Below are 23722 nucleotides of genomic sequence, written 5' to 3' on the forward strand. Positions count from 1 at the left end.
TATCAATAGGATTGAATGAACTTTACCGTTACTTTACTTAAAAAAACAGTAGATAAGAAGGCAATCAAGCTTGCACTTGATTGCCTGTTCAGTTAAATACGCTCTGGCTGTTTCGTCTTCTTTTGGTAGGCTCTCCATGTAATGCACCATTTTTCGGGATGATCAAGAAAATCCTGTTCATCTAATTTGTGAATCGTACTGTTGTAAGGCGCATCTTGAACAATCTCCGGATTTTCATAGGCCTCTTCCGAAATCTGCTCAAGCGCCGCAATATACTCATCCAAATCCGCTTTTGAATAGCTTTCAGTCGGCTCAAGCGTAAATGGCTGCGGCACGATATACGGGTGGTGACTCGTCCAATAATGAAGGCCGAAGTCTGTCATGCGTCTTTGCACATCTTCTGTCGTTACTCCGGTTTCTTGCGCCATTTGCTCCCAGCTGTAACGAACCTGTTCAAGCCGCTGGCCCTTCACATAAGGAGCGCTTGCGCCGCGAATCTTCTGTATTTTGGAATACAGATAATTATTATTGAGGACCGCTGTTTGTGCTACTTCCTTTAAACCGTCCGGCCCTAATGCACGAATCCAGGCATACGACCTCAAAACAGTTTGGGCGACTCCATGGAAAGCACGAACTTTGCCGATCGACTGCGGAAGGTCTTCATTTAAGTAATACTTCTCGCCGTCAAACTCGACAATCGGGGCAGGCAAGAACTCTTTTAATTCTTCAACAACGCCAAGTGCGCCTGTCGCCGGTCCTCCGCACATATGCGGAGCGGCAAATGTTTTATGGAGATTAAAGAAACACATGTCAAAGCCCGCTTCTCTTGCACGGGTGATTCCCAAAAGGCCATTGGCGTTCGCTTGATCGTAATAGCATAAGCCTCCCGCTTGATGAACAATATCAGTAAATTCTTTGATTCTCGGATTATAGATACCTGTATCCTCTGGATTTGCTACGACAAAGCCGGCTGTCCGTTCAGACACCGCCGCTTTTAATTTCTCGATGTCAGGGAACCCCTCTTCATCAGGATGCAGTGTAATTACTTTAAATCCTTTCACTGCGGCAGTGGCCGCTTGAGAAGGATGAGAAAAGATCGTTGTGATGATTTCATTTCTTTGTTCTGCTTCTCCGCGGGATTCATGATATTTTCTGGCAATGGAGGCCATGGCAAATAATGCCTGAGTGCCGCCGCTCGGCTGGAAAGAAAAGTGATCCATCCCGGAAATTTCACGCATACACACATCCAGGTTATAAATAATTTCAAGCATGCCCTGAACAGTGCTCTCATCTTGAAGAGGGTGTAATTCCATTATTTTCGGGTTGCGGACCAGCAGCTCATTGATTTTGGGAATGTACTTCATTGTACATGTTCCCTGGCCAATCTCGACATTGAAATCCGATCCCAGCGTTTCTTGAGAAAGGCGAACATAATGTCTAAGTACCCGGGCTTGGCCGATTTCTGGAAGATTCGGCTTTTCCTTTCTCAACATGCCCTCAGGAATAGCGGAAACCCCATTGCCTACCTCAGCCGCCACCGCTTGATCGGAAAGCGGAATATCAACTCCTCTTTCTCCTTTTTGATGCAATTCAAAGATAATTGGCTCGTTCCACTTTGCCTGATGAAAATCTCTTACTTTGTTTTTTCTCTGGATTCTTTCCATTTGCCAGCTCTCCTTTCCCCGTACGGGATTTAGTTCGTCACTATTTCTTGTAAGGATGTAATTAAATGGTCAATATCATCCTTCGTATGAACTTCTGTTACACAGTACAAAGCGGATTGCCCGTATTCCGGAAACTCTTTCGATAAGTCCTTTCCTCCGAAAATCTTTTGATCTAATAATTTTTTATTAATGGTTTCCACTGAAAGCCCTGTATCATTAAAATCAATAATAAATTCTTTAAAGAAAGGGGAAGTCAACCGCGAGCCTTTCACACCCGGAAGTTTATTCAGCTGCTTAACCGCATATTGGCTATTTTGCATAATGGCTTGCCCTAACTCATACATTCCATTCGGTCCTAACAAGGATAGATACACACCGGCCGTGATCCCCCACAATGCCGTTTGCGTCCCGACCGATTCTTTCCCTTTCTCCCGTAAAGCAAAAGAAGTTCGATCATAGGCCACATCGCCAAACCCGTATTCGCCTTCCTTCACAGTCGGCACAATGCCAAACAACCGGGAAGGGTATTCGTTGATAAATTTCTCTTCATCCCTTGTGGCGATAAACCCCGCTTGTCCGCCGCTGTAATTCATATGCATACCCAGCGGCTGCAAGTCACCGCAAACAATATCGGCACCATACTGGCTTGGCGGTGCGAGCACGCCTAAAGAAATAGGGTCTACACCAACAACAAGCAATGCTTCATTCTCCCGGGCCACCTCCGAAATTTCCGCTCCTTGGGATTCAATAAAGCCGAGATAAGAAGGATTTTCAAAGTAAATAGCCGCCGTTTCATCAGAGATTTTTGCTTTTAAATCCTTCATATCTAGCAAACCTGTGTCCTTCTCAAAGTCTACAAAGTCAAAATCAAGCTCTGGTGATCCGTAATTCACGATAATCTTCATTCTTTCCGGCGCCACTGTGCTCGCTAACAGGATTTTCTTTCTTCCTGTGAGGCGGGCTGCCATTCTTAGAGAGGTGGCTGCTGCCTGCCCCCAATCAAATGTCGGTACGTTGACTACGTCCATATCGACGAGCTCTGCCAATAAACTTTGATACTCAAATAAGGCCTGATAGCGGCCGTGGTCCTCGTAAGGCTCTCCGGCATAGGCTGTGAGAAATTCGGATCTTTGATTTACTTCATCGCACACAGCCGGCACAAAGTGCTGCCAGCAGCCGGCTCCCAAGAAGTTGATATATTCATCAGCACTGACATTTTTGTTCAGCAGTCCTTCTATATGACGTCGCAGTTCATATTCTGTTAAGGCTTTAGGGATATTCATTTCATTCTTAAGATGAAGCTCTTCAGGAATACATGAGTAGAGCTCCATAACAGAAGGGACGCCAATCTCCTTTAACATGTCTTCTTTAACCTCGGGCACCATATTCGGTATGTAAGGATGCACCTTATTTTTCATAGTAATACCTCCTAAAAAGATTTTTGTCGTTACGCTAAACCGCCTCCATCAACGACTAGCTCTGTCCCGGTGATCCAAGCAGACAGATCGCTGGCCAAAAACAACACGCCTTTAGCGATATCACGGGGGGTGCCGATTCTGGCTAGCGGACGGTCAGTGGCTGATCCTTTAAGAAAGTCCCCTTCATCCACTTGCAGCTGCTTTGCCTCATCCCGCAACAACGGTGTATCCGTGTCGCCTGGACATAGGCAATTTACACGGACATTTTCAGGACCATGATCAATGGCCATTGCCCTGGTTAAATTGACAACACCCGCTTTGGCTGCACAATAGGCAGCTGCTTTATCCCCTCCCTTCAACCCCCAGCCGGAACCAGTATTAATGATGCTTCCGCCGCGATCCTTGTCCATAAGAGGGATCAAATGCTTGGAGAGAAGATAGACGCCCTTCAAAGAAACATCGATCACCGCATCCCATTCTTCTTCCTCTAAGTCGACAACTGTTTTTCTTCTGATGATCCCTGCATTATTAAAGAGCACATCGACGTGCTGATAGGTCTCTTTAATATAGTGAGCCACCTCCTCGCAATCCGATTTGCTTGTGACATTGCACCTTCTAAACTCTGCCTGAAACCCTCGCTCACGAATCTCTTGCACAGCTTGATTTCCTTTTTGTTCATCGATATCCAGAAGAAGCACGCTAGCTCCGACTTCCGCAAGCAGTTCTGCAGCTGCATATCCAATCCCTGATGCAGCTCCCGTCACAACTGCCACTTTATTCCTTAATTGAAAATAGTCTTTTTCCAACACATGACCTCCTTTATTGTTTTGCTAACTATATTGCAATAAGCGTGCCAAATTGAGGAGACAGCAAAAATGATAGTTTTTAGCTTTTTCTCTAGTTTGGTCTTTGACAGAAATGACAATACTTATTTGTTCATTGACAATTTTGAATTTTCGAAATTATAATCAGAAAAAGCATTCTTGGCTAAAGTGATTCACTAAAAATGATTGAAGAATCAGGCGGATTTAAAATAAGGGGGGGTTTTGGTGTCTTCAGTTAACGCAGTGGCCGCAGTTATTCAAACGTTTTCCGAACTTTTGCAAATCGAAATTGCTTTTTTCAACCAAGAAGGGATGTTAACCGCCTCAACAGCAGAATACAGAAAAAGAAAAGGAAACCGGGTTCATTTGCCCTTCTTCAAAAAGTTATATAAGCACCCGATCAGCTTTATTCAAAAGCCGGGACATATGAAGATGTGCCAAGGGTGTCATTTTCAAAAAAACTGTCCCTCCACCGTTGAAATCGTCCGCAATATCGTGGAAAACGGTAGACATTATGGGTATCTTACATTTGCCAGCTTTTCACTAGATGGACAAAACGAATTAATGGACAAGCAAAAAGAGTACAGTTATTGGATGTCACAACTAAGCCAAACGATCATGCACATTCTTCATGCACTAGGCGACTTTCAATTAGTATCAAAAAAAGAAAAGGAAAAGACGGACTATATTCTTGGAAACAACAAGGCATTAAATGATTTAAAGGAGCTGCTGAAGAATCTTGTCAATAGTTCTTCCTCCATTGCAATCACAGGAGAAACAGGCACTGGAAAGAGCTTACTGGCCAAGCTGATTCATGAACAAAGCATCTTCCGGAAAGGAAACTTTATCGAGATTAACTGTGCGAGCATTCCAGAAGCCTTATTTGAAAGCGAACTATTCGGTTACGAGGAAGGAGCGTTTACAGGGGCACGCAAAAAAGGCAAACCAGGTTATTTTGAACTGGCTGACAGGGGAACTCTTTTCTTGGATGAGATTGCTGACCTTCCTTTATCTATGCAGCCCAAGCTGCTCAAAGTCCTGCAGGATGGAATCGTACAAAGAATAGGAAGCACGATTCCCAAAAAAGTAAATGTTCGCGTCATCGCGGCAGCCAATCAATCGTTGGAGCATTTAGTAGAATCCAAGCAATTCCGCTCGGATCTCTACTACCGGTTAAACGTAATTCCTATACATTTGCCGCCTCTGCGTGAAAGAAAAGAAGATATCGCTGAGATTGTTCCCGTATTAATGGAGAGATTACAGGATAGAACAGGAAAATTCATTCAAGGCTGTGAACCGGAGTTTTTAAAAAGACTGAAGCAGCACCACTGGCCCGGAAACATTCGGGAGTTAGAAAATATTCTGGAATATAGCATGAACATGGAAAGAGGCCAGCAGCTGACGATTTCGTCCCTGCCTAGCGCTTTCAAAGAAGCAACAGCGAGCCATCCTTACTCTCCGAATGAAAAGCAAGGATTTAAACAAATGGAGAAAGAAATGCTGATTCAAAAACTGAATCTCTATGGTTATGATCATGAAGGGAAGAAATTAGCTGCAGAAGATTTAGGAGTAAGCGTCAGAACAATCTATAGAAAAATTGGCCAATTAGACATCCCGATACCAGTTAAATAGAGTATGAAGCCGTTTCATTTTCTTCTTGAATGGTACAAAAAAGTCGAAGAGTAGCGTATAATCGCGCTACTCTTCGACTTTTTCATCGTTCAGCTTTTCATAATCTTCATGTTTCATTGTGTCTGAATCTCCTTGTCCTGCATAACCTGCAAATGTTGCTTTTTTGTCCTTGGTTATATAGTATATATATTGATTTTCAGGTTCATCTGTATATACGACATAAGCATAATGTAATAAATAATCTTCACCGCCTAAGGGGTTATCATTGAAAAAGGTAATCTCTTTTATATCAGATTTCTGGAAAGCTCTTTCCTCATATAGGTACTCATTTAAAGCTTTTTTTGCAACTATTTCTTCATTCTTCACCCTGTGATCCCAGTAAACATAATAAACTCCTAAAGCCATCAATAATAAGATGAAAACACTGAGAAAAATTTTCTTTGCCATTTAGCTAAATCCCCTTTTAAGATACCTTTTTACAATTATATGAAAAAATATAATGATTAGGAAGCGGAAAGCCCAAAATGGCGATCTATAGAGAGGAATGATCCTGAAAGTGCCGGTGCGCCCTATGGTGGTGGATGGTCCTACTTATAGATAGTTCCTTGTATTAATTCAAGTTAAAAGCTGGACCGATCAGAAATTTGATTCTCCCACTTTATCAAATACTCTTGGATATCGTCATGATTATTTTTGATAGGATATTTCACCCTATAAGATATGATTGAAACAAGCACGGCTGCTAAAATAACAACCGTGAGTAAAGTTTTTCGTTTAGACATGACGATCCCCCCTTTGATTTACATAATACTCGACATAGGCATTAGAAAAGATCTCCTAGTCCATCCTCAATCCGTTTTCTATCTGCTTCTTCCACCCAATCATAGTATTGCTTATAGAGAGAGCGTATTAGGTCTGCTTCACGGGCTATCACTTCACATCCACGATCATCATATACAAAGAAAATAATATCTTTTGTCATGTTCACAAAGAAAACATCAGGGTAATTGATGGAGTAACCTCCAAACTTTGGTTTTAAGGGAAAGTCTTCATTACTTGCTGCCTTAAGCAATTCATTGACACGTATATCTTTTCGTTTACACAGCAATGAAAATTGTTGCATCTCATATTCTGTGGATTCATCCAAATCAAACGGATAAGGGTAAGTTCTTACCTGAATACGATCTAACATACTTTTACACTTAAGAAATGACTGATAGACTTTCAATTTTTTTGTTCGCTGCTTTTTCATTTTATGCTTATAGACATTCGTTACAAGGAACAAGTCATCATTTTGTTCAAACAATTTATTGAAAATTGCAAAGGCTTGCTTATATACAAGTTGAAACCGTTCAAGGTTAAGCCCGTCATTTTCTTTGAACTGATAGATTTCACCGCCAAGTGAAAAGTGGATGCCTATGTCCCATTGATAATAGATACTTGGGACTAATTCAACAGACGGAAACTTTTCATGTAGATATTCTGTTATGTTCATTTAATGATCCTCTCTTTCCCAGGCGCTGGATTAAAAATAGCTCATAAAGTTTTGAATCTGACTGCATAAAAAAGAGCAAATTTCATTTAGTACTCGCGACTATTTTTCATATCTAATTAATATGGCTATCAAATTCACAAGAGCAGCTAACACTAACACAATATATATATGACTAGGTAAATTGAAAACATAGATGAGTATCGCCAAAACTATACATACAATAGTTAATTCAATATAGGCTGCTTTTCTATTTTTTTATTCTTCATTATAAATCCCCCTTGTGAAATAGAGTCACTTTACGTGTATGAGTGTCCTATCGTTTTCTTTCTGTTGCTGCGTGATCATCAGCTGGACCGATCTTTATCCTCTCGAATTTTCCATGAAAAGGCAATATTACTCTTCAACGGCAATCCTTTGTTGTTGGGTCATAGTGAAGTTCTTGATTTGAGAGGAAAATAGAAGAGCCTACCTGCATTTTATTGCAGATAGGCTCTTTAAAGTTGCTGAGTCTCTTACTGTCGTTTGTCTTTGCTATTGTTGTGTTATATTTATTTTTTATTTAATATATTTGAATTCTGCACAAAATGACTTTAGTTAATTGTAATCTATCCACGCCCGGTCCATAACCCATCAGAGGAAACCGCTCTATCTGCCAGCTGGCGAAACTGTCTTTTCGCTTCTTCATCCGCAAAGGCGCGCTTAGGCAGAATGTAGGCACTCATTGAGCTGAAAAACAAAAAATAATACTCTTCGTTTTCTGCTACTTTCTCAATTCCGGACCAGCTTACCTTTCTTTCCTCTACCTTGTTTTTCTCTATAAAGCCATCTTCATGAAGAGTGAATGTATGTTCACCAATCAGATTGTCATTTTTCCCTTCATTTAACGCTTTATTGACCCCGTTCTTTACATGCCAATAGAAATACCTTGGATAAAACATCATCCAAGCGACAGCAGTCAGCATAAAAACAACGGACAGCCCGACTGAAAACTCTCCTGTAATTCCGGTAAAAATAAAAGGAAGCACCAGAAAAGCGATGGGCGGAAAGAAACGCTGCGCGAATAAAGACTTTTTGATGGCGGCGGAATTCTTGACGTAATAAAGATTGAATGCCAAGTAATCCTCCTTTGTCAGCTCATAGCTCAGTTTCATCCATCTTCCTCCCTCTCCTATTTATACTTTTTAAAAGTCAAAGCAGCGTGACAAGCTGGCTATACAAAAAAGGAAGGGATTAGCCCTTCCTTTTACTTTTACGCGCCTTAGAGGATTTGAACCTCTGACCTGCCTATTTTAACACGCAGCTAGCTTGTAATCTACTGAATTTTTCTTTCTTTGTTACCTCCGACTTTAAAATGGATAATATCCCCGGTTTAAAATTCCCTGTTCATAACAGATAATCGTTACGTACTCTTGATTTTTTGAGATTTGCATCAGAAAGGCTGGTCTAAAACGGCCATTGCCAGAGAAACAGGGGATAAAATTGTGCTTTTATTAATGATTTCATTACTCACTATGTTTTTCTAGCTCTGTGGCCATACGATGCTCTATGTTAGATAGTTCATTTTAAAATTATACCTTTTGTGAAATAGAGGGTTTTACCAATTCAATAAAGAATGTAAAACATAGGATGGGTACATCCTGTTTGTATCCCATTCAGGAAACTAACAGGTCATTGAGGACATCAAAATTTTTATTATACAATTTAAGGATGTGTTTATATGTCAGAAGTTCAAGTCATTATTGGGGTTCCCGGAAAGTGGAAAAATAGATCAGAATTAATCCAAGCTGTTGCATCTAATGGTGATGGGTATTTAATGGCTGGTTACATTATCCATAACGCCAAAAAAGACGTAGGTTTTCAAGTGGAAGTTTATGAACACGACCCCCATTTAAAGGAGGCTTTTTCCTATGCAGGCGCCTTTCAGGAAAGCCTTTTAGATGAAATTGAACATCATACCTTCACGGTATATGTAATAGCAAATATTAATGGAATTGAAGGTCTTAAACAAGTAGTAGATGTCGGAGCAACTTTATTAAAAGCTGGTGGTTTAGCGATAAAAATTGAAACTTCCGGAATGGCACACACCAAAGATGAATGGTATCAACTTTTAGAAAACCAAGATTATTTTCCTCTCTATTCTCATTTTGTGACTCTCGTTGGTGATGAGGAAAGTTATTTTTCGTGCGGAATGAAAGCCTTTGGATTACCGGATGTCATTACTCCTTCTTCAATATCACCAGAAGAAGCCGCAGATCTCCTTAATAATTTCAATCTTTATAGCATTGTTGAGCATCCTCCTTTTAAAAATGGTGAGATATTTAGTTTGGAGAAAAATTCACCTGTATACAAAATTGATTTCATCAATGAATTTAGATACGAGGAAGAGGATGTATTCTTTAATCCATTTGGGTTAATTAATTTAATTCCAGCATAAATAATAGAGGTACTTATTGTACCTCTCAGACTGTAGACAAACTCAATGAAAATTGAAGTTGTGGTCCGCAGTCTTTTTCTTTTGCTTGTAGATCGAGGCTGTTGATTTCCATTCCAGGCTGCTTCGCTTTCCGCGGGGCGGGAGGTGAGCCCGCAGGAGTCTTCGCGCCTTCCATTCCAATCAACAGGGGTTACAAAGTTGCTGGGAGGCCCTAACAACATTAAAGTTTAATATAGCTTAAACGAAAAGCAGCGCTTACGTTTTGTCTCCACTCTATACTGTCTTGCTTTTATCTTTCCATTCTTTGTATCAAAAATTTCACCTTCAACATGTATAATATTTCCTTGATTTTTACTTTCAGCAATTTTGAGAGAGTAAATATTTATTAAATCAAAACTTTAAAAGGCGGTAATTACATGAACAAGATATTAGCAGTATGGATTATAATAAGTGCATTTTTAGCAGGTTGTTCTAATATTACTGAGACAGAATCAACTCCAGTTCATCCGTTATTTTCCACTGATGAAAACAAGTACTCCTTATTAATGGTAAGAGAAACAGAAATGGCAGATTACAATAACTGGTTAGAAGAGAATCAAATAACTAATGTTAAAAAAATTCATGGTCGAACTTCATTAAAAGAAACAAATGGTGAGTATAAGTTCTTAGAATTAGAAAAATCTCCAGCATATGTTGTATTTGATACTAAAAGTGTGGTGTATAAAGCATACACTGAGGAAGATTTAATTAAATTTTTAAAAGAGAACAGCCCAAATTAGTAAATGTATTGTCTTAATGAAGAAAATGAATTAAATAGAACCTAAGTTGACTTTTGATCTATATGATGAAGGAGTAAAAGGATGAAAGAACGTTGGAAATTTCAATTGATCAGATTAGAAAATAAAAGAAAAAAGGTCGATATAGGTCGGACACCCTAGAATATTTCTAATCCAGAGAACCTTAATATATCAACCTTCTTCTGTGTTTTACGCGCCTTAGAGGATTTGAACCTCTGACCTGCAGCTTAGGAGGCTGCTGCTCTATCCTGCTGAGCTAAAGGCGCATCTTCTATAACCCTGTTTTTCTTCTGGAACGAGAAGAACCATGGTGTTTAAGAAGAATATACTTGCTTAACTAGTATTTGCCGTTTTGATCTTCAGAAACTCTTCTATTCTAGCATAAATCCTTTCCAAGAGTCAATTCGCCCTATGAATGGGCATAGGGACCTGCAAGCAAGTCACGCTCCATGAAATCATCTCAAAAACCTTGAAGAACAAGTCTCCAAGGTTTTTGAGATTTTTTAATGAGACAGCACTCTTTTGGTCTGAGCCTCTTGCCCAGTATTTAGTGATCCAAAGTCATAGCGGTGTTCAATATAAATTTGGTGCCAGACCATAAAGGAAAGGAGCGTCCACAGCTTTCGGCTGTTATCTTTCTTGCCGGCGGCATGCTCGTCCAGCAGCAATTGAACCTGTCGTTTATCAAAGAGATCATCCACCTCGCTGGAACGGATGATGAGAGAGGCCCAATCATAAAGCTCTTCTTTCAGCCAGTGACGGATCGGCACGGGGAACCCTAATTTTTTTCTATTTAACACATGATCCGGAACAATGCCTTCGGCTGCTTTGCGAAGGATATATTTAGTTGTATGATGGGCTATTTTCTGATCAGCGCTAATTTTGGAAGCTACCTCAAAGACGCGTTTATCCAGAAAAGGAACTCTCAGTTCGAGGGAATGGGCCATAGACATCTTATCCGCTTTTAATAAAATGTCCCCTCTCAGCCATGTATGAATGTCCAAGTGCTGCATTTTTGTCACCGCGTCGTAGCCGCTGGATTGGCTGTAAATAGGATCGGTGATGTGCGTGTAATCTAATCCCCTTCTATAATCGGTAAGCAGCGGCGCTTTTTCCGCTTCTTCAAAAATCTTCGCATTGCCGATATAGCGTTCTTCCAGCGGGGTAACGCCGCGCTCAATAAAGCTTTTCCCTTTCATTCCTTCGGGCAGTGCTTGGCCAAGTGTTTTAACGATACGTTTAACAGGAGAAGGAATGTAATTAAATACGCGCAAAGATTCCGGCTCCCGGTAGATGTTGTATCCGCCAAACAGCTCATCCGCCCCTTCTCCGGACAGTGCTACTGTTACATGCTTTTTCGCCTCGCGCGCAACAAAATAGAGCGGCACGGCTGCCGGATCAGCCAGCGGATCATCCATATGCCAAATAATTTTCGGAAATTCCTCTAGAAACTCTTCGGGTGAAATCACATAGCTGATGTTTTCTAAATCCAAGGATTGAGCCGTTTCCTGAGCTACGTCAATTTCACTGAATCCGTTTCTTTCAAAGCCGACAGAGAACGTTTTGATCTTTGGGTTCACTTCTTTTGCTAAAGCAACAATGAAGGATGAATCAATTCCGCCAGACAGGAATGACCCGACTGGTACGTCGCTGCGCATATGAACAGCGACAGAATCAGTTAGCACGTCTTGAATCTGCTTCACAAGCTGCCGCTCGCCTGTTTGCGCCGGCTGAAAATTAGGACGCCAATAGCAGCGAATTTTCATCGCTTGTCCCGGTTTTTTAAAGAAATAATGGCCGGGAGCAAGCTTTTTCACGGAAGCCGTCATCGTATTCGGTTCAGGCACGTATTGGAAGCTAAGATAATGCTGCAAGGCATCCCGGTCAATCTCAGACTCCGCCTGATTTTCTTTAGCTAATAGAATGCTCTTTTTCTCAGAGGCGAATAACGTAAGATCCTCTTGTTCGGAATAGAAGAATGGCTTGATGCCAAAATAATCCCTTGCTCCAAATAATAGTTCTTCTTCTTTATCCCAAATAACAAAGGCAAACATTCCTCTTAGTTTCTTGACAGCATGCTCCTTCAAATCGCTATAAAGAGCAAGAATCACCTCTGTGTCTGAATCCGTAAAGAATTGGTAGCCTTTTTCTTCCATCTCTTGGCGAATTTCAATATAATTATAAATTTCACCATTAAAAATGATCCAATAACGGTCATTTTCATAAGAGAGGGGCTGATGCCCGCTCTCAAGCCCGATAATACTTAGACGTCTAAAACCAAAATTTACGTGTTTATCAAAATAAAAGCCCTCGTCATCAGGCCCTCTATGAGTAATAATGGCATTCATTTTTCTAAATGTATCTTTTTTTAATGTCTCTTTCGTTTCTTGGGGTTTGTCGTATACACAACCAACAAATCCACACATCGCTAACACCTGCCTATTCTAAAATGAACCTTTTTTGTCTTTTACCACAGTATCAGTTTTTCTAGAAAATAACAAATGATTCAATAGTTTGATTTATTTCTTTCTGTTTTCCTTTAGTCTGTGAATAGCATTTACGTATATTTTCCAACTATTAATGGAAAAATCCAACAATTTTCGGAAAACTGTTTTTCCGCTTCTTGTAATTTCCCTGTCTGTTGGCAGATGAAACTCTAAATCGTTCTGTTGGACTGCTGAAAAGTTATAAAAAAGTCGATATCAGGAGATGGAACACAACTGGATCATGAGTGAAGCTTTACGAGTGAGGCACTTATTTGATAACAGCAAGAGGGGCTTTGTGCAAATAAACAGAGTCCTGCTTATCTGCGGGCAGGACTCTATGGTATCTGATTATTCTTCGAATACAGTAACTTCCTTCATGACATCGCCGTTTTTCATAGAACGCGCGGTTTCCAAGCCAGATGTTACTTTCCCAAATACAGTATGTACGCCGTTTAAATGGGGCTGAGGTTCATGAACGATAAAGAATTGGCTGCTGCCTGTATCTTTGCCGGCATGAGCCATCGACAAGCTGCCTGCTTCATGCTTATGAGGATTTCCTTCTGTTTCACATTTAATGGTATAGCCAGCGCCGCCTCTGCCTGTCCCTGTCGGATCTCCGCCTTGACTAACGAATCCAGGGATGACTCGATGAAACACTACTCCGTTATAAAAGCCTTCATTTGCCAGCTTTTCAAAATTGGCCACCGTATTAGGCGCTTCACCTGGATATAATTCAAATTCAATCGTTTCCCCATTCTCCATTACAATTTTTCCTTTTTTTGTCATAAAAACCACTCCTTTTCACTTGAATATTTCCTTTTTATCATACCAGAAGAGCGGAAGAAAACCAGAAAGATGAAAAGATTTTCTTAAGGAATTTTCCTAATAGCTGTTTGCGCGCCAAAAACCACTACTGAGATCAATTGCTCAGAAAGGCTTCCTTTTCCAAGATCATGATCAAATTAACGGTGCTCATCCGGATCTTTCAAGTTTATGTTATCCCCCTGGAAGACAATCGCGTCCGACAGCGAACTAAACAGTGAAGATACAGCCTGCAAAAGCCAACATCCCTTCTTTTTCTGAAAAAGAAGGGATAAAACATACAGGCAAGATGGACATTAAGATGTTTCTTGTGATTTCTGCAAGCCCATCGCCAGTTCTGCTGCTTTCAGTCTTCGTTCTTTTTGGCCTACATGAAAAACAATATAGATCCATACTAGAACAATAGCCGTATACATGACATACTGAATGGTTAGGGGAATCGTCGTATACCCGAATATGGCACGAACGTTTGTAAAAACTAACATGCCGCTTACTATCACAGCCAGCATGCGTGTCGGAAGGCTTTTGACAATCCAGGCAGCAATTGGAGCAGCAATCACTCCCCCGAGCATAATCGCTCCTGCCCAGAGCCAGTTGATATGACCGAGACCGAGGGACAGCATAAACCCCAATGTTGCGGAAGCAGCGACAGCAAATTCACTGACGCTGACCGTCCCGATTACCTTTCTTGGCTCCATCCCTTTTTGCGAAAGCAAAGCAGGAGTGGCAATCGGCCCCCAGCCGCCTCCGCCGCTCGCATCAAAGAAGCCTGCGACAAAACCGAGGGGAAGATAAAATTTATTCGTCAGCTTTTTATGTTCTTGCCTGCGGGCATCCTGCAAAAATAAAAAACGCGCCAGAATATACAATCCTAATGCCAATAAAAAAATTGACACGTATAAGCGCACGTAGTCGCCAGTTAAGTGGCTCAAGAAGGTCGCTCCTGAAAATGCACCGACTGATCCGGGGATAATTAGACGCTTTGCCATCTGTTTATCAACATTCCCAAAGCGCATATGTGACATCCCTGAGGCAGCGGTCGTGACCACTTCTGCCATATGAACCGAGGCAGAGGCTATCGCGGGCGCAATGCCTGCCGTCAGCAAAAGGGTCGTAGATGTAAGCCCATACCCCATTCCGAGCGCACCATCTACAAGCTGGGCGGCGAGTCCAACTAGCGCCAATATGACAAAACGTTCCACTCTTTTCCCCTCCTAATTAAGGCTGTGTTGCTTGAGCAAATGGGCGGATTTCACGCAAAAATCCTTCCCGCCGCTCAATATCTTTATAAAAGATAGGATCAGCCGCTATTTTTAATAAATGACGGCGTACAGTCCGGTCTGGTTCTACTTTCCTCACAATTTGTCTAACTTCATATAAAAAATCAATGTAGTCTTCATACGATTCATCATAGACTTCTGCGAGCTCGTTTCTGATCTGTTTAGCTAATGTCGGGCTGGCTCCTCCTGTGGAAACACTTAGGACGAGCCGACCGCGCTGCAAGGAAGCAGGGATGGTGCTGTTGCCGAGGTCCGGCTGTGCAGCATGAACAACGAGCTTGCCGGCTGCTTTAGCTTGTTTGGCGACTTCATCATTAACCTTTTTCGAATCAGTCACGGCCATCACCAAGAAAGCATCCTCGTAGTCTTTTTCTTCAACAGGTTTTTGGATAACTGTCACCACCCCTTCATCAGCGAGCTTTTCTATCCCCGGATGAATCACCGGACTCACAACATGGACATGAAGGCCGAACCGCCGCAGGTTTTCTATCTTGTGCAAAGCCACTTCCCCGCCGCCAACCATCACAACTTTCTCACCCGCTAAATGCACCATAATGGGAAACATCCAAATACCCCCTTGCCGGATTTGCCTCTTCTATGCGGTCCTTTATAATTTGTCGAATGGCCGGATGATACCCCAGGCACTTCGTTAAAATCACTGAATCTCCTGAACCTAGCCATTCCAGCTCTCTTTTTAATGTGTTAGACAAAATTCCGGTAAATAATAAATAAGGAACCACCCATAACTGAGAAGGCTTCTGTTCGTGGAGGCGCGTCAGTTCCTCTTTGAATGACGGGGCCGCTGCTGCTAAATATCCTAAATTCACATCCATTAACTTGGTTTTATAACAGAACAGATCCCTAATGGCTGCAAAATCAGCCAACGTCTGCGGGTCGCTGCTTCCCCGGCCAACGAGCAATACAGACGCATCCGGTAAAATGCGCTGCCCAGTTTCCTTCATTCGTTCCACTAAAATATCGACAATAGCTTCATGTACACCAAGCGGCTGAGCATAGTAAAAGGTGATGGAAGGAAAACGGAATCTCGCTTTCTCCAGCTCTATAGGAATATCTTTTTTCGCATGACCGGCAGCCAGCAGCAAGAACGGCAGAACAATCACTTCTGTGGCGCCGTTCGCTACACAGCGGGCAATTCCTTGTTCAATGGTCGGTTCCGCCAGTTCCAAAAAACAGGCCTCTTGAATAGGGAGGGCAATAAACGGTTTTGTCCGTTCAATGAAAGCGAGCGCCTCCACTCTCCCTTGCTTCACCCGGCTGCCATGGCAAATGTAAAGAACAGCTTTCATTGCCCGGCCCCCGCTGCCAGCACAGCCTCTGCTTCCCATTCGTTAAACCAGCTCAATTTCTCCCGAAGCCGGACAACTTCGCCAATAACAATCATGCTTGGATTCGTCACGCCTTCTGCTTGGGCAATATCCGCAATGGTCGCCAGCGTGCCTGTCACTGTTCTTTGGGCTTTCGTCGTCCCCCAATGAACCAAGGCAGCCGGCGTCTGCGGGGATTTGCCATTTTCAATTAATCGCTGCTGTATATAAGGAAGGTTTTTGACACCCATATAAATGGCTAACGTATCAATGCCGTTGGCAAGGGCCTCCCATTTCTGATCCTCTTTCTCTCCTTCGCGCCGATGACCGGTCACAATGGCAAAGGAGGCGCTATGATCTCTGTGAGTAACCGGAATCCCCGCATAGGCAGGAGCAGCGATCCCAGAGGTAATGCCGGGGATAATCTCAAAAGGCACGCCATGTTCCGCAAGAAAGGCAGCTTCTTCGCCGCCGCGGCCGAAAACGAATGGGTCACCGCCTTTAAGCCTTACAACCCTTTTCCCTGCCTTGGCATGCTTCACCAGCAAGTAATTAATCGTTTCCTGCTGCAGATGATGATGGTCGGGAAGCTTGCCGCAAAAGATCAATTCAGCCCCGGGTTTCGCATCATCTAAAAGTTCAGGGCTGATTAACCGATCGTACAAGATCACCTCGGCCTCTTGAATAGCCCTTAAGCCTTTCACTGTAATTAAGTCCGGGTCACCAGGACCCGCTCCGACTAGCTGCACCTTTTCCATAATGGCCACCTCCGCTCCATATTTTCAAACGCCGCGGGGAAAAGGCCCGCCGCTTTCTATCATTATTCTCGTTAAATCCAGCTCTTCTTTTTCATAAATTCAATTAATTGATCGGCACATTCATCCACTGAATAGCGGCTGGTCTCCAGAACAAGCTCCGGCGCATCCGGTGCTTCGTAGGGAGAAGAGATGCCTGTGAACTCTGGAATCTGGCCGCTGCGAGCCTTTTGATAAAGCCCTTTAGGATCGCGGGCTTCACATTCATTGAGCGGGCAGCTGACGAATACTTCAACAAATTCATCCGCCTCAAGCAGCTGGCGAACGGCCTTTCGATCCTCTTGAAAAGGAGAAATAAAGGCGGTAAAGACAATTTGACCGCTGTCAACGAATAATTTGGCTACTTCACCGATCCGGCGGATGTTTTCTTTCCGGTCCGACTCGGAGAAGCCTAAATCTTTATTCAAACCGTGCCGGATATTATCGCCATCCAGCACATAGGTGTTTGCTCCAAGCTCGTGCAGCTTTTTCGCCGCCGCATTGGCAACGGTTGATTTCCCTGACCCGGACAGGCCGGTCAACCAAAACACCGCACTATGATGCTTATTTCCCGTTCGCTGATCGTGTTTGGTTAATGCCTGCTCGTGCCATACAATATTCGTACTCATCTGAACCCCTCCTCATGAAACCGTTTCTTTCTCCCGCAAACCGCGGATTAATACTTCAATCACTTCTTTTCGGCTGAATGTAGATGGCGGCACCTCGCCAGCGCGAAGCATTTCTCTCACTTTTGTGCCGGACAAAATGACATGATGCTCCTTGTCATGAGGACACGTCTTGGCGGAAGCCATGCTTTCGCATTTTTGGCAATAAAAGCTGTGTTCGAAAAAGAGCAGAGTGATGCCGATTTCATCGGCAGAAAACTGGCTGAAAATCTTTTGCGCATCATAGGTGCCATAGTAATTGCCTACTCCGGCATGATCACGGCCGACAATAAAGTGAGTGCAGCCATAATTCTTGCGCACAATCGCATGAAAAACGGCTTCCCGCGGCCCTGCATAACGCATAGCAGCAGGAAACACAGCGAGCTTCACCCGATCTTGTGGATAGTAATCCTTTAACAGCACCTGATAGCTTTCCATTCGCACATCAGCCGGAATGTCATCTGCTTTGGTTTCACCAACAAGCGGATTTAATAAAAGGCCGTCAACTATTTCAAGTGCTGTTTTTTGAATATATTCATGGGCGCGGTGCACCGGATTTCTTGTCTGGAAACCAACGATGCGCTCCCAGCCTTTTTCTTTAAAAATAGCTCTCGTTTCAGCCGGATCAAAATAAAACTCGCTAAATTGCTTCCGCTCAATCCGGCGAATAAGCGTAATGGGTCCTCCAATATAAACAGAGCCCCGCTCCAGCAGTTTTTTCACGCCCGGATGAGCAAGATCTGTTGTCCTATAGACTTGTTGGGCTTCGTGCTGCTGATCAGGCCGGTAGATTTCCTTTATCGTCATCACGCCATAAGGCAGCCCGTTGTGAACAAGGAGCACGGTTTCTTCTTCATTCAATGACGCCGCTTTTTCTTCTGTAACCGGCAGGGTGATCGGCAGGCTCCAAACGGTCCCATCCGCCAGCCGCAAGCGGGAAACAACGGAGTCATAATCTTCTTTCGTCAAAAATCCGATTAACGGGCTGTAAGCTCCGGTGCCAATCAGTTCTAAGTCACTTAGAGCAGTTTGGTCTAATTCAATTTCTTTATGAAGATGAGAAATATCTAAATCCGGATGAAACAAGTGAATCAATGTTCCGCCATGCGGTATACTTTGTGTCATTGTCTTTACCCCCTAAATCAATTAACCTTATAAAAATACTATGATTTAAAATAAAAAAAATTAGCTTGTATGCAAGCCGCATTCTGTTTTCCCGGTGCCAGACCAGCGGCCGGCACGCATATCCTCCAAAGAATAGGCCGGCTTTGTACAGGTTTCACAGCCGATGCTCGGATAGCCTTGGTCATGAAGGCGGTTATAAACCAGCCCGTGTTTCGTCACATAACGCCATACATCCTTCCATGTCCAATGAATTAAAGGACACACCTTAACCTTTTTAAACTTGTGATCCTGATTCAAAAAATTCGTATGCTGTCTCATTTCAGACTGTTCCCTTCTGAGACCGGAAATCCAAGCGGCAGCTGGAGCAAGCGCGTTAGCTAGCGGTACAATCTTTCTAATGTTGCAGCATTGGTTAGGATCGGTTTTCCATAAATCTTCACCATACCGGGCAGCTTGTTCTTCGATGGTAAACTCAGGCTGCTGAAGCTGAATGCGAAGAGAAGGATAATTTTTTTTGACTTTCTCAATCAACTCATATGTTTCTTTAAAATGATAACCGGTATCTAGAAAAACAATCTCCGCGTCTTTCTGTACCTTAGAAATTAAATCAATCAACACAATGCCCTCAATACCAAAACTGCAGGCATATGTGAGCTTTTCGCCATATTCATTATAAGCCCATTGAAGAGTCTCTAACGCTCCTTTTGTTTTACTCTCCGCTGGAAACACAGGCAGGCTGTTCTCATTCCACTGTTCATATTTAATCAACTTTAAACACCTACTTAACGGATGGGATTTTATGAATATAGATAATCTTATCAGAAAATTTCCTAAAGTCAAACCCTATTTTGAAGAATCCTTTTCAGTATATGAACAAGGGAAGAATATGTTTATTTTCTTTGGAGGAAGGAATAGTAAAAGAAGAAAGCATTCGCAAAAAAGGAGCTGGAAACATGGAAAAATTGAAAACGGACATTCTTCATATTCTAAAAGAACATAAAGTCGGTACACTGGCGACGGTAAAGAACAACAAACCGCATACCCGCTACATGACCTTTTTCAACGATGATCTGACTCTTTATACCCCAACCGGAAAAGATACTTATAAAGTCGAGGAAATTGAGAAAAATTCAAACGTTCACATGTTAATTGGCTATTCCGGCGAAGGGAGGGGCGATTCGTTCCTGGAAATTGAGGGAACCGCTCAAATCGACGATTCGCGTGAAACGAAAGAACGATTATGGAATGAAGAAATCGCTAAATGGTTTAACGGTCCGGAAGACCCTGAATATATCGTTCTTCAAATTACCCCGAGCACAATCCGTTACATGAATGACGGCGAGAAAACTCCTCAAGTGCTGGAGTTGTAATAGTCAGGCACCTTCCTAACCAGGAGGGTGTCTTTCTTGCTTTCCCTCTCTGTCTCGGACGTAGACAAACAAAACCCTCGGCAAATTTTCTGATTATACAGTCGAATGGATGGGTATACTACAGAAAAGTATGTTTATTCACCAGCTTTGAAAGGATGAATTTGATGACTCACAGACGAATTTGTACAGAATGCAACGGATTAGGCAGAGTTCCTCTAATCAGAGGGCTTCTTATCAGCAAAGTATGCAAGCATTGTCACGGCGTTGGAAATCACTCATCTTTTCGTTTTCAAGCCTCCTTGCTTGGCAGCGAATTTGGCGAGGAGTTTACTTATAGATAAAGCGGCGGCTTTTCTTTGATCCTCCCGGCTGCTTAGCAAGTCACTGTTAGTATAATTAGCCCCAAAGAGAGGTTATCCGTGTGAAAGAACAGGATATCATTTTATATGAGGAGAAGAAGTATCGAATTATCCGGATCGATGAAGCGGGATATTGTGATATTATCCGTCTTTCCCCTCCCCACCAAGTGGAACTGACCCATATGAAACATTTGAGAAATTGCCCGATTATTTCTCCTTCCTAAGAACCGGACAGACTAAGCGGCTGCGGTTCTTTTTTTGCACACTTTTCTTTACCGGCAGGACAGCTCTCCCTTTTCCTGCTATAAGATGGTATAATCGATACGATTATGAATAAATGGAGGACGAATACTATTGATTACTGTACAGGATGTCAGCTTGCGCTTCGGCGATAAAAAGCTATTTGAAGATATTAACATTAAATTCACCCCCGGGAATTGTTACGGGTTAATCGGTGCCAACGGAGCCGGCAAGTCCACTTTCCTGAAAATCTTATCCGGGGATCTTGAGTCCCAAACCGGTCATGTTTCCATGACACCCGGCGCGCGTATGGCTGTATTAAAGCAGAATCACTTTGAATATGAGGAAGAAGAAGTGCTAAAGACTGTCATCATGGGCCATGCTCGCTTATACGAAGTGATGCAGGAGAAAGACGCCATCTACATGAAAGCGGACTTTACAGATGAAGACGGCATGAAGGCAGCTGAGCTTGAAGGAGAATTCGCCGAATTAAACGGCTGGGAGGCAGAATCAGAAGCGGCGATCCTGTTAAAGGGACTTGGTGTGCCTGAGGACCTTCATACAAAAAAAATGGCTGAGCTAACTGGTTCAGAGAAAGTGAAAGTGCTTTTGGCGCAGGCTCTTTTCGGCAAGCCGGATGTCCTTCTGCTTGACGAGCCGACCAACCATTTGGACATTCAAGCGATTCAATGGCTAGAAGAGTTTCTGATTAACTTTGAAAACACAGTAATAGTCGTTTCCCATGACCGTCACTTTTTAAACAAAGTATGTACTCATATTGCAGACTTGGATTTTGGAAAAATTCAAATTTATGTCGGAAACTATGATTTCTGGTATGAATCCAGCCAGCTGGCGGCAAAGATGGCGCAAGATGCCAACAAGAAAAAAGAAGAAAAAATTAAAGAACTTCAAGCGTTTATCGCCCGCTTCAGCGCCAATGCTTCTAAATCAAAGCAAGCAACCTCCCGGAAGAAATCGCTTGAAAAAATCACACTTGATGATATCCAGCCTTCTTCCCGCAAATATCCATATGTTCATTTTAAACCGGAGCGCGAGATCGGCAATGACTTGCTGCGTGTGGAAGGATTAACCAAAACAATTGATGGCGTGAAGGTGCTCGATAATATTAGCTTTATTATGAATAAAGATGACAAAATCGCTCTTGTCGGTACAAATGAGCTGGCAAAAACAACTTTATTTAAAATTTTAGCCGGTGAGATGGAGCCCGACAGCGGCACATTTAAATGGGGAGTCACGACAAGCCAGTCTTACTTCCCGAAAGATAACAGCCAGTATTTTGAAGGCTCCGATTTAACACTTGTCGAATGGCTGCGCCAATTCTCCCCTGAAGACGAAAGTGAAAGCTTTTTGCGCGGATTCTTAGGACGGATGCTTTTCTCAGGCGAGGAAGCATTGAAAAAAGCAAGTGTCTTATCAGGAGGAGAAAAAGTCCGCTGCATGCTTTCAAAAATGATGCTTTCCGGGGCAAACGTCCTCTTGCTCGATGAACCGACAAACCATTTGGATCTTGAGTCTATTACTGCTTTGAACAATGGTTTAACGAATTTCAAGGGATCCATGATCTTTGCTTCTCACGATCATCAGTTTATCCAGACCATTGCTAACCGGATCATCGACCTTACGCCAAACGGCTTGATCGACAAGCAAATGACTTATGATGAATACTTAGAGAATGCCGACTTGCAAAAGCAAGTTAAAGAAATGTATCAAGTGTCTTAAAGGCAAATAAAATCAGCCGGAGTCTATTTCCGGCTGATTTTATTTTGAGATCCCTGCTTTTGTAACCTTCCCCTCTCCTTCAGCGAATCAACCACGGCTTAATCTAAAAATCCAGTCTCCTTAAAATTGGACGTTTACAGACAGCTCTTTGAGGTAAACCACTAGAGAACAGCAAGAGCTTTAAAAAAGGAGCGTGTTTATGTTTACATTTAACGACATGGTGACGTTCGTCTGGGCTTTTTTTATCACGCTTCCGTTAACTTTAATTATCCATGCGGGCGGTCATGCGTTTTTCGCCTGGCTGTTTGGAGGTTCAGCGAAACTAACGGTCGGAAGAGGCGCCGTGCTGTTTTCTTTTAAGGGAGTAGAAGTACGGAAATTTTACTTTGTGGATGCAGCTTGCTACTACGGCGAGCTGAGGAAGGAAAGGCGCTGGAAGCATGCCCTTATTTATGCGGGCGGTCTTTTATTTAATACGTTATCTATCATCATTGTTAACGGGTTGATTCATATCGGTTATTTACCAAAACACCTATTCTTTTATCAGTTCGTTTATTTTTCCGTGTATCTCATTTTCTTCTCTATGATCCCTATTAACTATGGAGCAGAAAATCCTAGTGACGGAAAAGCCATTTATGATGTTTTGAAACACGGAAAGGTCTATAAGGAATTTTATTAAAGCCGATTGGCTGAGGAGCGGAATCCGCAGCCAATCGGCTTTGTTTTCATTTGACTGCTTCACGCTGACAGCAAAGCTCTGGCAATGCCAATAAAGTATTCAGACTCCCGAATAATATGATTTACTACCGATATAGCCACAGGATTGTCCTGAACGCTTTTGCTGTGTTTTTTAATTTGCCGGCAGAGAGCAATGAATGCCATACTTTGTTTCAGACAAAATTCCGTTAGCTTTAATACCTCCTGATAGAGAACAGCCGGAATGTAGTTTCCCGACCGGGAGAGTGCTTCAATAAATTGAACAATCGTTTGGTGCGTCGTTGCTAAAGCAGCTTCCCACTCTTTTAGGGCCTCTACGTAATTTTTTTCTAGGTTAGGCAAAAGCTCCCGAATCACAACTGTATGTTCTTCTTCCTGATGCTTCCAAAACTCTGCTTCATCTAAAATCCGCAGCGGCATTTGCGGACCATAGTAAAATTGCATATTTGTCCCTCCCTGTTATTTATCTATGACATCATATGAAGGAAAGACAAGCAGTATGTTCCCCTCAGCGGTTTTCATTCGTTCATTATGG

General features: G+C 42.6%; 24 protein-coding genes and 1 tRNA gene. 7 read left to right on the forward strand and 18 right to left on the reverse strand.

What is annotated here, in order from left to right; translation table 11 throughout:
- Positions 1-92 precede the first annotated feature (92 nt).
- Genes gcvPB through BBA02S_RS09125 form a run of 3 tightly spaced genes read right to left on the reverse strand, consistent with a single transcriptional unit; the run spans position 93 to position 3888 of the window.
- A complete protein-coding gene (gene gcvPB, locus BBA02S_RS09115) occupies positions 93-1664 on the reverse strand; it encodes an aminomethyl-transferring glycine dehydrogenase subunit GcvPB (RefSeq protein ID WP_041095963.1) in 1572 nt (523 codons plus the stop codon).
- Positions 1665-1693: 29 nt separating this feature from the next.
- Positions 1694-3082 (reverse strand): aminomethyl-transferring glycine dehydrogenase subunit GcvPA, encoded by a 1389-nt coding sequence (gene gcvPA / locus BBA02S_RS09120; protein WP_041095962.1) that lies wholly within the window; start codon positions 3080-3082, stop codon positions 1694-1696.
- Positions 3083-3111: 29 nt separating this feature from the next.
- A complete protein-coding gene (locus tag BBA02S_RS09125; protein ID WP_041095961.1) occupies positions 3112-3888 on the reverse strand; it encodes an SDR family NAD(P)-dependent oxidoreductase in 777 nt (258 codons plus the stop codon).
- 243 nt (positions 3889-4131) lie between these two features.
- Between BBA02S_RS09125 and BBA02S_RS09130 the strand changes: the two genes are divergently transcribed.
- Positions 4132-5538, forward strand: coding sequence for a sigma-54 interaction domain-containing protein (locus tag BBA02S_RS09130; protein WP_082040209.1), 1407 nt, complete (start codon positions 4132-4134; stop codon positions 5536-5538).
- Between the two features lie 66 nt (positions 5539-5604).
- Here BBA02S_RS09130 and BBA02S_RS09135 read toward each other — a convergent pair whose 3' ends face one another.
- The 4 genes from BBA02S_RS09135 to BBA02S_RS09145 all read right to left on the reverse strand — a co-directional run bounded on the left by BBA02S_RS09135 (position 5605) and on the right by BBA02S_RS09145 (position 8184).
- Positions 5605-5985 (reverse strand): DUF3139 domain-containing protein, encoded by a 381-nt coding sequence (locus BBA02S_RS09135; protein WP_041113570.1) that lies wholly within the window; start codon positions 5983-5985, stop codon positions 5605-5607.
- 173 nt (positions 5986-6158) lie between these two features.
- On the reverse strand, positions 6159-6320 hold the full coding sequence (locus BBA02S_RS20605) for a hypothetical protein (protein WP_156136567.1): 162 nt from the start codon (positions 6318-6320) through the stop codon (positions 6159-6161).
- 41 nt (positions 6321-6361) lie between these two features.
- Positions 6362-7033, reverse strand: coding sequence for a DUF3885 domain-containing protein (locus tag BBA02S_RS09140; protein WP_041095958.1), 672 nt, complete (start codon positions 7031-7033; stop codon positions 6362-6364).
- A 605-nt stretch (positions 7034-7638) separates the two neighbouring features.
- On the reverse strand, positions 7639-8184 hold the full coding sequence (locus tag BBA02S_RS09145) for a YcxB family protein (RefSeq protein ID WP_041113569.1): 546 nt from the start codon (positions 8182-8184) through the stop codon (positions 7639-7641).
- A gap of 566 nt (positions 8185-8750) precedes the next feature.
- Here BBA02S_RS09145 and BBA02S_RS09150 point away from each other — a divergent pair.
- Together BBA02S_RS09150 and BBA02S_RS09155 are read left to right on the forward strand one after the other, a co-directional pair.
- Positions 8751-9467, forward strand: a complete 717-nt coding sequence (locus BBA02S_RS09150) for a DUF4261 domain-containing protein (protein WP_041113568.1) — start codon at positions 8751-8753, stop codon at positions 9465-9467.
- Between the two features lie 416 nt (positions 9468-9883).
- A complete protein-coding gene (locus BBA02S_RS09155; RefSeq protein WP_041095955.1) occupies positions 9884-10246 on the forward strand; it encodes a hypothetical protein in 363 nt (120 codons plus the stop codon).
- Between the two features lie 210 nt (positions 10247-10456).
- Here the strand turns inward: BBA02S_RS09155 and BBA02S_RS09160 are convergent.
- The 10 genes from BBA02S_RS09160 to BBA02S_RS09205 form a co-directional block, all read right to left on the reverse strand.
- Positions 10457-10530, reverse strand: a tRNA-Arg gene (locus BBA02S_RS09160).
- Between the two features lie 237 nt (positions 10531-10767).
- On the reverse strand, positions 10768-12690 hold the full coding sequence (asnB, locus tag BBA02S_RS09165) for an asparagine synthase (glutamine-hydrolyzing) (RefSeq protein WP_041113567.1): 1923 nt from the start codon (positions 12688-12690) through the stop codon (positions 10768-10770).
- 408 nt (positions 12691-13098) lie between these two features.
- The gene (locus tag BBA02S_RS09170; protein ID WP_041095917.1) at positions 13099-13536 is read right to left on the reverse strand and encodes a peptidylprolyl isomerase; all 438 of its coding nucleotides are present in this window, start codon (positions 13534-13536) and stop codon (positions 13099-13101) included.
- A 332-nt stretch (positions 13537-13868) separates the two neighbouring features.
- Positions 13869-14774: a sulfite exporter TauE/SafE family protein gene (locus BBA02S_RS09175; protein WP_041113566.1), complete on the reverse strand. Its 906-nt coding sequence runs from the start codon at positions 14772-14774 to the stop codon at positions 13869-13871.
- A 16-nt stretch (positions 14775-14790) separates the two neighbouring features.
- On the reverse strand, positions 14791-15417 hold the full coding sequence (locus tag BBA02S_RS09180; protein ID WP_041097935.1) for an NAD(P)-dependent oxidoreductase: 627 nt from the start codon (positions 15415-15417) through the stop codon (positions 14791-14793).
- Complete coding sequence (locus BBA02S_RS09185) at positions 15386-16159, reverse strand: sirohydrochlorin chelatase (RefSeq protein WP_041113565.1); 774 nt, start codon at positions 16157-16159, stop codon at positions 15386-15388. Before BBA02S_RS09185 ends, BBA02S_RS09180 begins: the two co-directional genes overlap by 32 nt.
- Positions 16156-16938: a uroporphyrinogen-III C-methyltransferase gene (gene cobA / locus BBA02S_RS09190; RefSeq protein ID WP_174521404.1), complete on the reverse strand. Its 783-nt coding sequence runs from the start codon at positions 16936-16938 to the stop codon at positions 16156-16158. The genes BBA02S_RS09185 and cobA overlap by 4 nt, the downstream gene beginning before the upstream one ends.
- A gap of 68 nt (positions 16939-17006) precedes the next feature.
- Positions 17007-17600 (reverse strand): adenylyl-sulfate kinase, encoded by a 594-nt coding sequence (gene cysC, locus BBA02S_RS09195; RefSeq protein WP_041095913.1) that lies wholly within the window; start codon positions 17598-17600, stop codon positions 17007-17009.
- Positions 17601-17612: 12 nt separating this feature from the next.
- A complete protein-coding gene (sat, locus tag BBA02S_RS09200) occupies positions 17613-18761 on the reverse strand; it encodes a sulfate adenylyltransferase (protein WP_041095912.1) in 1149 nt (382 codons plus the stop codon).
- Positions 18762-18821: 60 nt separating this feature from the next.
- Positions 18822-19529, reverse strand: a complete 708-nt coding sequence (locus tag BBA02S_RS09205; protein WP_041113564.1) for a phosphoadenylyl-sulfate reductase — start codon at positions 19527-19529, stop codon at positions 18822-18824.
- 185 nt (positions 19530-19714) lie between these two features.
- Here BBA02S_RS09205 and BBA02S_RS09210 point away from each other — a divergent pair, with 185 nt between their 5' ends.
- The 4 genes from BBA02S_RS09210 (at position 19715) to BBA02S_RS09220 (ending at position 23149) form a co-directional block, all read left to right on the forward strand.
- The gene (locus BBA02S_RS09210; protein WP_041113659.1) at positions 19715-20131 is read left to right on the forward strand and encodes a pyridoxamine 5'-phosphate oxidase family protein; all 417 of its coding nucleotides are present in this window, start codon (positions 19715-19717) and stop codon (positions 20129-20131) included.
- Between the two features lie 421 nt (positions 20132-20552).
- A complete protein-coding gene (locus tag BBA02S_RS20610) occupies positions 20553-20714 on the forward strand; it encodes a hypothetical protein (protein WP_156136557.1) in 162 nt (53 codons plus the stop codon).
- Positions 20715-20844: 130 nt separating this feature from the next.
- On the forward strand, positions 20845-22470 hold the full coding sequence (locus BBA02S_RS09215) for an ABC-F family ATP-binding cassette domain-containing protein (RefSeq protein ID WP_041095910.1): 1626 nt from the start codon (positions 20845-20847) through the stop codon (positions 22468-22470).
- 199 nt (positions 22471-22669) lie between these two features.
- Entirely contained in the window at positions 22670-23149 is a 480-nt protein-coding gene (locus BBA02S_RS09220; protein ID WP_041113563.1) for a hypothetical protein, read from the forward strand.
- Between the two features lie 59 nt (positions 23150-23208).
- Here the strand turns inward: BBA02S_RS09220 and BBA02S_RS09225 are convergent, their stop codons facing one another.
- Complete coding sequence (locus BBA02S_RS09225) at positions 23209-23631, reverse strand: DUF2935 domain-containing protein (protein WP_041095908.1); 423 nt, start codon at positions 23629-23631, stop codon at positions 23209-23211.
- Between the last annotated feature and the right edge of the window lie 91 nt (positions 23632-23722).

It is taken from the genome of Bacillus badius NBRC 15713, from assembly GCF_001591605.1.
Lineage (GTDB): Bacteria > Bacillota > Bacilli > Bacillales > Domibacillaceae > Pseudobacillus > Pseudobacillus badius.

Excerpts from the sequence above, each read along its gene's own strand:
- BBA02S_RS09185 (WP_041113565.1), bottom strand. The coding sequence starts at position 16,159 with ATGAAAGCTGTTCTTTACATTTGCCATGGCAGCCGGGTGAAGCAAGGG.
- BBA02S_RS09210 (WP_041113659.1), top strand. The coding sequence starts at position 19,715 with ATGGAAAAATTGAAAACGGACATTCTTCATATTCTAAAAGAACATAAA.
- BBA02S_RS09170 (WP_041095917.1), bottom strand. The coding sequence starts at position 13,536 with ATGACAAAAAAAGGAAAAATTGTAATGGAGAATGGGGAAACGATTGAA.
- BBA02S_RS09225 (WP_041095908.1), bottom strand. The coding sequence starts at position 23,631 with ATGCAATTTTACTATGGTCCGCAAATGCCGCTGCGGATTTTAGATGAA.
- gcvPA (WP_041095962.1), bottom strand. The coding sequence starts at position 3,082 with ATGAAAAATAAGGTGCATCCTTACATACCGAATATGGTGCCCGAGGTT.
- BBA02S_RS09135 (WP_041113570.1), bottom strand. The coding sequence starts at position 5,985 with ATGGCAAAGAAAATTTTTCTCAGTGTTTTCATCTTATTATTGATGGCT.
- BBA02S_RS09145 (WP_041113569.1), bottom strand. The coding sequence starts at position 8,184 with ATGAAACTGAGCTATGAGCTGACAAAGGAGGATTACTTGGCATTCAAT.
- BBA02S_RS09140 (WP_041095958.1), bottom strand. The coding sequence starts at position 7,033 with ATGAACATAACAGAATATCTACATGAAAAGTTTCCGTCTGTTGAATTA.
- BBA02S_RS20605 (WP_156136567.1), bottom strand. The coding sequence starts at position 6,320 with ATGTCTAAACGAAAAACTTTACTCACGGTTGTTATTTTAGCAGCCGTG.
- BBA02S_RS09180 (WP_041097935.1), bottom strand. The coding sequence starts at position 15,417 with ATGTTTCCCATTATGGTGCATTTAGCGGGTGAGAAAGTTGTGATGGTT.
- gcvPB (WP_041095963.1), bottom strand. The coding sequence starts at position 1,664 with ATGGAAAGAATCCAGAGAAAAAACAAAGTAAGAGATTTTCATCAGGCA.
- BBA02S_RS09150 (WP_041113568.1), top strand. The coding sequence starts at position 8,751 with ATGTCAGAAGTTCAAGTCATTATTGGGGTTCCCGGAAAGTGGAAAAAT.
- sat (WP_041095912.1), bottom strand. The coding sequence starts at position 18,761 with ATGACACAAAGTATACCGCATGGCGGAACATTGATTCACTTGTTTCAT.
- BBA02S_RS09220 (WP_041113563.1), top strand. The coding sequence starts at position 22,670 with ATGTTTACATTTAACGACATGGTGACGTTCGTCTGGGCTTTTTTTATC.
- BBA02S_RS09155 (WP_041095955.1), top strand. The coding sequence starts at position 9,884 with ATGAACAAGATATTAGCAGTATGGATTATAATAAGTGCATTTTTAGCA.
- cysC (WP_041095913.1), bottom strand. The coding sequence starts at position 17,600 with ATGAGTACGAATATTGTATGGCACGAGCAGGCATTAACCAAACACGAT.
- asnB (WP_041113567.1), bottom strand. The coding sequence starts at position 12,690 with ATGTGTGGATTTGTTGGTTGTGTATACGACAAACCCCAAGAAACGAAA.